The organism is Bartonella sp. CL434QHHD, from assembly GCF_042195145.1.
Classification (GTDB): Bacteria; Pseudomonadota; Alphaproteobacteria; order Rhizobiales; family Rhizobiaceae; genus Bartonella.
On record NZ_JBHINT010000058.1, the window covers coordinates 1 to 7,974 of the forward strand.

A 7,974-nucleotide genomic window follows, 5' to 3' on the forward strand; every position below is an offset into this window, starting at 1 on the left:
ATCAAAATAAGAAGCTTCAATGGTGCCATATTGCGTACGTGGCTCTAGGGTAAATTCCCAGTTGGAACAGTCGTGCTTATGGATGTCGAGTGCTGGTAAATTATCTCCGCTTAAAAACAAAAACTTATTGTCTTTGATTAAAAAACGTGCCCGCATGCGATCGGCAAGGCGGGTTAAAAAATCAACCGCCGATTGATCTGTACGAATCACATAAGGCAAAGTTTGTGTGGTGAACTGAGGACTGACCTTTGCTTGATAGCCATGGCGTTTGGCAAGTGTCTCAACAATCTCACCAACAGTTTTGTGGTCAAAATGTTCACTCACCTGTTCTTTGAGCTCTTTACGCATCGAGGCACTTTTGCCACAAAGGCGCAAAATCTCTCCATCACTGCCACCACAACTTACAACCGATTCGACAACAAAACACCCCATAAATGCACTGATGCTGTTCTCATAGCCAAAGATCACCTGTAGCGCACTATTGCTTGAGGGAACCTCTAAATCATTGCCACTATCGTCAAACTCTGCTTCAAATGTATCGGCTTCATTCCCGGCATGGTCCGTAATCGTTGCGGTTAAAAGACGCTGGTAAAAAACCTCATGAACAGGTTTGTCTCCCACCTTGACCACAATAAAAGGGTGTGTACGCATTAATCCCATAACCGCTTCACCATGCTGTTCTTTTCTTGGCTAGCAAATTCAGGCAGAATGACCTTTAAGCCCCGTGGTAAAAACACACCATATTTGGCAATCTCTGGATTAGCTTCCAGTGTGGCTTCTAAATAGCCGTTTAGTCCCCCAACTTGGATACGATCTCCTAACACAGCCATAGCATGGTGAAAGCAGAGGAGATCGAGGCTCATATCTTCTAACTCTACAATAACACGCTTTTTTGGTATTTTCATGGAATTTGTCCCACTTGGATTTGTCCCTCTTGGTATTGTCCTTGTGGTTTTCCGCCATTAAAAAAGGGCAAGAGCGTAATGGAATAGCGGATGCGCTGGGATTGACCAGAGCGACTGATATAGTCATGGTCTTTATTGATCGTGGTGATTACTACGGGTCCATGGAGAAGGACACTATAGGTCGTATCATTGATCCAATGAAGCATCTGGACCGGCTTTGCTCTTCGGATAGTTGTAGTGATGGCATCTATCGCTACCCGGTCCCCAAATTCTTCTGGAAACCAAACCCCATGAATGGTTTTTGCATCATTGCCATAGCCGGTAAATTGCAAACTGGGTGCCTTGCCAAAACGCTCCATACAAACCCATGAGGCAGAAAACTCTTCTTCAATAGATTGGAAATTCAGCCAATCCACATAAAATTGATGCGGTCCTAACATCATCAAAGGATCTCTCATAGGCTCCCTCCCATTGATTGTATCCCTTCCAGCACGTCATCTCTTTTGAAACGTATCATTGCATCTCTCCTACCATTGCGCCCTCCTAGCACTTCAACCCTCCCCTCATTGTGTTCTTTCCAGCACGCCGTCTTTTCCCTTATTCTGTAACCCGTATCATTCTGTCCCGCCATGCAGGGCATTAGCGCGTGCCCGTTGAATGGCATGGGCCAACCGCACGACCAGTGACAACAGGATCACGGGCGCCATTGACATGCACTGTGACATTTTGATTGTGTGTGATGGTGGAGCGCTCTTTGCCTTTTGCTTCTGTGAAAGGGGAATTTGCACGCCCCGCCCCCGCAAATTGTGCTATGGGCTGGATTGGCGTTTTGCCCCCCAAAAAACTTGGCAAAAACTCTCTTAACATCAATCGACCCAATCCACCCCTTCATGCGATGGGGCAAAGATTTACAAAAATCTGTCAGTTGTGAGATGGTGCCCATAAAACCATCGACAATCGAATTAGCCAGATCTTCGCCGGCTTGTTCCATACTTGCCTTGGCAGCATCAGAGAGCTTTTCGCGGGCAAAAAAACTCTTTCTAAACTGAAACTTCTTAAAATCCCCTTTTTACACCTCTCTCAAAGCAAAGATAAAACTGCCAAGACACGTGAGAGTCATCTAAGGATAATTGCATGAGACCATAACAGCTATAAACAGACTCCAATATTTGTATCATATTATTGTAACGATTTACTTACGTATAAAAGAAGAAGATAAAATTGTAATACAACTAAAAGTTCATACGATTAATCAAGAGAAATTATACAGCATCACAAAACATCAATTGTTTGAAGATTATAAGTAAAAAATTGATCAAAATAAAAAGCTTTTCTTATGAAAAAGAAAAGTGTTGCCCATGAGTAGATATTATAAGCTCTAATAAAGGGCATAACTTAATAATTATACCGCAACAAATTAATAAAAACAGCCTTCTTGATGATTCTGGACAACAAGTGCTAGCAAATTATGAACACACCCTTGACAAACTCCCCTTTCTTCAAAGATGAAAGCCTAAAAAGAAAAAATAGAATAACAAACCATTATTCTGCTTTGTATTAAAGCTCAGTTCACATTAAACCATTGCACTTATAGCGTATAACCTGAAATCTTAGCAGCTTTGAAAAAAATATGTCTGATTTTTCACTCTATTTCTAAGTAACATTTAGACACTCCTACTGCTCTTCAAGTCCGCACATATAATACGTTTTTTCCCTCATGCTTTAAGACAAAGAAACAAATCCTATTATAACTTACTGCAACTTGCCGAAAATTGAGTGTCTTTCCCTATAACACCAAGATCTTTAATTAAAAGCGGTTTTCCTATTTCTCCATTATAGGCTTTAACGTGAATGGTCTTGCCTTTCACATCTAAGAGGTAATAATCTCCATTAAAAAGCGCACCAGCTGTATATATAGGGATATTTCCAAAAACCTTATCATTTTTCGCACGGCAATAAGACTGATAATGCGTGTGACCCACGAAGATTGCTTTAACATTATGAGAGGTAATAATTGACTTAAAGACCGACAAATCTTTAGCATTCTTTTTACGAATAAAAAAGGATTCACCATCAATGGAAGCAGCACGCGCATCATGAAAATTAATGATTGTCACTTTACCTCTTGCATCAGCAGCAGCTAAATCGTTCCTAAGCCAATCTAAAGATTTATTGATTTGCACTTCTGTAGACTGCCCCTTCAAACCAACCGTATAGCTTGGATAATTGTGAAGCTGCACATAGTGAACATCTCCATAATCCCAAGAATAACTCAAACTCCCCCTTATCGAGCGAATATTTCCACCCGAAATGGGAACCAAACTTTCAGTAACATCTGCATTGAAATGCGCTAATTGACTACGGTATTTTTTGATTTCCGATACCATTCTTGAAACTGCACTTATAGCACAAGCATCTTTGTAAAAACTGAATTCTTGAGGATTTGTACAATTACCAACATTATTGGCATAATCGTGATTCCCTAGCCCCTCATAGACAGGTGCTCCAAGAGTTTTATAAACACTTTCATAATCATCATAGTTTTTTTGTTGTCCAAACTCCGTCAGATCACCATTGACAATATGGAATGCAGCCTTGTGCGCTTTTATCACACCAGCAACCTGCTCATTTATCTTTAACCATGGCTCTCTGTTTGATATTCCATTGGCATCACCAGAGTTTAAACGCCACGGTTGCGGATCAGCCATAATGATAGCAGTATAATTTTTTGTAAGAGACTTTTCTTTCATAGACCAATCCATGAATGCATCATGATGAAGCCTCTTGTCTCTTTTTATTTTTTCAGAATCAAGATTAAAACAACCAGAGAGAGTAAAAGCAATCACGGTGATTACCAATTCAACTTTATATCTCATAAACCTATCACCATAAAAACGTTACATATTTTTTATATTAAAAAATTCCTCAGAGACAATTTTTTTAGATTTTATTGTCAAAAATATGTCAAAAATTCGAAATAACGAAAGCAATGATCCTTCAATGAAGGTGCACTTTGATGATATAAAAGCACTGTTGATTTCAAGCCTTCAACTTCAAGAACTTTAATTGATTAAGATTTATAAGCTTGGGCTCTGGCTCTTTCAAATGTCATCGATACATCAACAGCTTATAAAAACTTAGTCGTATACTATTAAAATATCCCCAACAGGAGAAAAAATGTATTCTTATACTAGAGTGCCCAACTCCTTTGGATATCAAGATCAATTATATTATGATATTATGATATTATGATATTATGATAAATAAGGTATAAATAATCAAAAGTGCTAGCAACAGTGTTATAGTATTACCGTCATCATTCACTTTGATAAGCTATAAAAATGCAGAAATACTACAGAAAATACTATTATTACTTTATAAAAAATAATATAAATTATGTAAAGTATAATAATAATAGTTATAATTTCTATAATGTAGATTTACAATAAATTTAATTATATAATATAAATCATTACAAGCACATTGTGTGTTAAATATAAATTCATACAAATTTAATAGTATTTATTTTTTAATTTTGACAAAAAACCAAAAATGTCTTACCAAATAAAGAAAATTATCGAAATTAATAACAACTATCCATTTTCACTTCTTCTTATGAAGTTTGCGGGGAAATGAATATTTGGGGGCTCTCATAAGGAGAATACTGGTGTATAAAACATCCCTTTTATCATGCACGGCTGCGGCTGCTATCATCCTATTCAACATCCAGTTCACTGCACATGCTGAAACTCTTGGCGTTGCCAACGAAGAAAAAGATATATCCGGAAAAACGTACGAGACTATTTATGTAAAAGACAAAGGAAAAATCACCGGCAGTACTGTAACTGTAACTGGAAATGAAAACACAAATACAGACACAGGTAGCGATAAATATGTTGTAACAGTTGAAGGTGCTAACAGTGCGCTTGAATTAAATGGCTTAAATATTCAAGGCACTGATTCTGATGTTCGTTTCGGTATTTCTGTAAAAGACGGCGCTAACATCAACCTGACCGGGGGGAACATTACAGCTTCTCAAACTGGCGTTTATATTGATGGTAGTAAGAATAGTAGAAGTATACTGCAAAATGTAGTGCTATCAGATAATAAAAATGAAGCATCATCACTCCTTGGAATAGAAATAAACAACGAAAGTTTAATTACTTTAGAAAATGTAACAGTTAAGCAAGCAGAAACTGGTATACTTGCGGATGACGTTTCTCAAGTTATAGTATCCGGAGGATCATTCGAGGGTAAAATGGATGGCGTATATGCTATGGGCGGCACCACCATTACTGTAGATGGCGGTACTAACATTACCTCATCTAATGGTAACGGACTCCATGCCGATGATGAAAATACCACCATAAAAATGACTGGAGGAAGCGTAACTGGAAAAGACGCAGCATTGTATACAAACGACGGTGGTCATATTAAAGTCACGGGTGGTACTCTAACAGCAAAGGGAGATACCACAAGTGCACCTACTACAGAAGGGGATAATCCTGCATCTAATAAGGGTACTAAAATTGAGAGTGGATTCGGCGCCTTGTCTCAAGGTGAAAACAGTGTGATTGAATTGTCTGATACAAAGATCAAAGATGCTACAATCGGGTTGAAAACACAAGAAAGTGGCGCAATCGCAATGACTGGGGGAAGCATTACAGCGTCCAAAGTTGGTGCATTCTTTTTGGATAGCAAAAGCAAAGAAAACGAACTGAAAGATGTAGTGACATCAAGTGGGAAAGATGATGCGCCACTAATCAATGGAATCAAGGCAACTAACAGTAATGTCACTTTAAATAATGTAACAGTGACGCAAGCACAAACTGCCATAGATGCATATGATTCCACAGTAAAAGTTTTAGGAGGATCATTTGATGCAGAAAAAACAGCAATATTTGCTCAAAACGGCGGCAACATCACTTTAACTGGCGGTGCAAAAATTACATCATATAATGATGCTGGACTCCATGCGGCAAGTTCAAAGTCCATCATCGAAATGACAGGAGGGAGCATTACAGCGAAAGAGGAAGCAGTAACGACAACATACGGTGGCCATATTACTGTTACAGATGTCACCCTAAAAACAAATGGTGATGGATTTGGTGTAGCTTCTGATGACTTTGGTAGCATGATTGAATTACTTGGAAAGACAACGATTAGTGATAGTGCAGTCGGGCTTCAAGCACAAAACGGTGGTGTAATCAAGATGACTGGGGGAACCATTACAGCTTCCAAAGCTGGTGCTGGATTCTTAAACAGTAACAGCCGTGAAAACAAACTAGAAAATGTGACAATATCGAGTGGTAAAGACGATGCGCCACTGAACTTTGGAATAAAAGCAGATAAAGGTACCGTCACTTTAAAAGATGTAACAGTGATTCAAGCAGCCGCCGGTATACTTGCAGATCATGATTCGACAATAACAATCTCGGGAGGATTATTTGATGCAAAAGGTGCAACAATATCTGCTCAAAACGGCAGCGCTATCACTTTAACAAATGGTGCAAAAATTACATCATCTGGTGATGTTGGATTCTATGCAAAAGGTTCAAACTCCTCCATCACAATGATAGAAGGAAACGTCACGGGAAAAGGGAATGCTTTGACTGCTGAAGATGGTGGCCATATTACTGTTACAGATGTTACCCTAAAAATAAATGATAGCGATAAGTCATCTGGTGTATTTTCTAATGGCGCAAATAGTGTAATTGAATTGCTTGGAAAGACAACAATTAGTGATAGTGCAATCGGGCTTGTAGTACAAAATGATGGCGCAATCAAGATGATTGGGGGAACCATTACAGCTTCTGCAGCTGGTGCTGGATTCTTAAACAGTAACAGTCGTGAAAACAAACTAGAAAATGTGACAATATCGAGTGGTAAAGACGATGCACCACTGAACTTTGGAATAAAAGCAGATAAAAGTACCGCCACTTTAAAAGATGTAACAGTGACTCAAGCAGCAGCCGGTATATTTGCAGATCATGATTCGACAATAACAATCTCGGGAGGATCATTTCATGCACAAAATACAACAATATCTGCTCAAAACGGCAGCGCCATCACTTTAACCAACAATGCAAACATTACATCATCTGATAACGTTGGACTCTATGCAAATAGTTCAAACTCCACCATCAGCATGACGGGAGGAACCGTCACGGGGAAAGGTAATGCATTGGTTGCTGAAAATGGTGGACATATTACGGTCACAAATGTGTCTCTAAATGTTACAGATGTATCTCTAGATGACGAAGATATATCGTCTGGTGTATTTTCTAATGGCGAAGGCAGTGTAGTTGAATTGCTTGAAGGAACAACGATTAGTAATAGTGAAATTGGACTTACAACAAACGATGGTGGCGCAATAAACATGACTGGAGGAACCATTAAAACTTCTCTAGTTGGTGCCGGCTTCTTAAACAGTAACAGCGGTGAAAACAAACTAGAAGGTGTGAAGATATCGAATAGTAAAGACGATGCGCTACTAAACTTTGGAATAAAAGCAGACAAAAGTACCGTTGTTTTAAATAATGTAGAAGTGACTCAGGCAGCCGCCAGTATAGTTGCAAATGATCACTCAACAATAACGGTCTCAGGAGGATCATTTAGTGGACGTGATGTAGGAGGAAGCGCCGAAGCCAGCAGTACGATTATCTTAAAAAACAATGCTAACATTACATCATCTGATGGCGGAGGACTCCTTGCAGACGGTTCAGGATCTAAGATCATAATGATGGGAGGATCCGTAGCCGCGAACGAAACAGCGTTATTCGCAATCAACGGAGGGCATATTGATGCCACAGATGTTGCTCTAAAAACAGAGGGAAAAGGAAACGGTGCATTTGTAAGTGGCAATGACAGCACAATTCAATTGCATGGTGATACAATAATTAACAATACTTTGGGCGGCCTTGGAGCAGTTGACGGTGGTAAAATCACCAGCAAAGATTTAACAATAATCGGTGGTGAAGCACTTGACGGCCCCGACAACGAACGCACTGGTATATGGACATCGGACTCTGGTAGTGAAGTTAGGTTAATGGGCAAAACAACCATTCAA

5 protein-coding genes and 1 pseudogene are annotated in these 7,974 nt (G+C 39.2%); 1 reads left to right on the top strand and 5 read right to left on the bottom strand.

All coding sequences use genetic code 11. From position 1 onward, the window contains the following. From ACFILN_RS08915 to ACFILN_RS08935, 5 genes and pseudogenes are all read right to left on the bottom strand, one after another. Positions 1 to 651, bottom strand: a pseudogene (locus ACFILN_RS08915) (phage late control D family protein); the annotation flags it as partial. Further along, complete coding sequence (locus ACFILN_RS08920) at positions 651 to 905, bottom strand: tail protein X (protein WP_375671344.1); 255 nt, start codon at positions 903 to 905, stop codon at positions 651 to 653. The pseudogene ACFILN_RS08915 and the gene ACFILN_RS08920, both read right to left, overlap by 1 nt. Next, positions 902 to 1,363, bottom strand: a complete 462-nt coding sequence (locus tag ACFILN_RS08925) for a phage tail protein (protein WP_375671345.1) — start codon at positions 1,361 to 1,363, stop codon at positions 902 to 904. The genes ACFILN_RS08920 and ACFILN_RS08925 overlap by 4 nt, the downstream gene beginning before the upstream one ends. Positions 1,364 to 1,544: 181 nt before the next feature. Further along, a complete protein-coding gene (locus tag ACFILN_RS08930) occupies positions 1,545 to 1,784 on the bottom strand; it encodes a hypothetical protein (RefSeq protein ID WP_375663138.1) in 240 nt (79 codons plus the stop codon). A gap of 866 nt (positions 1,785 to 2,650) precedes the next feature. After that, complete coding sequence (locus tag ACFILN_RS08935) at positions 2,651 to 3,781, bottom strand: metallophosphoesterase (RefSeq protein ID WP_375671347.1); 1,131 nt, start codon at positions 3,779 to 3,781, stop codon at positions 2,651 to 2,653. Between the two features lie 791 nt (positions 3,782 to 4,572). Between ACFILN_RS08935 and ACFILN_RS08940 the strand changes: the two genes are divergently transcribed. Continuing rightward, on the top strand, positions 4,573 to 7,974 hold a 3,402-nt coding region (locus ACFILN_RS08940), incomplete at its 3' end, for a beta strand repeat-containing protein (RefSeq protein ID WP_375671349.1).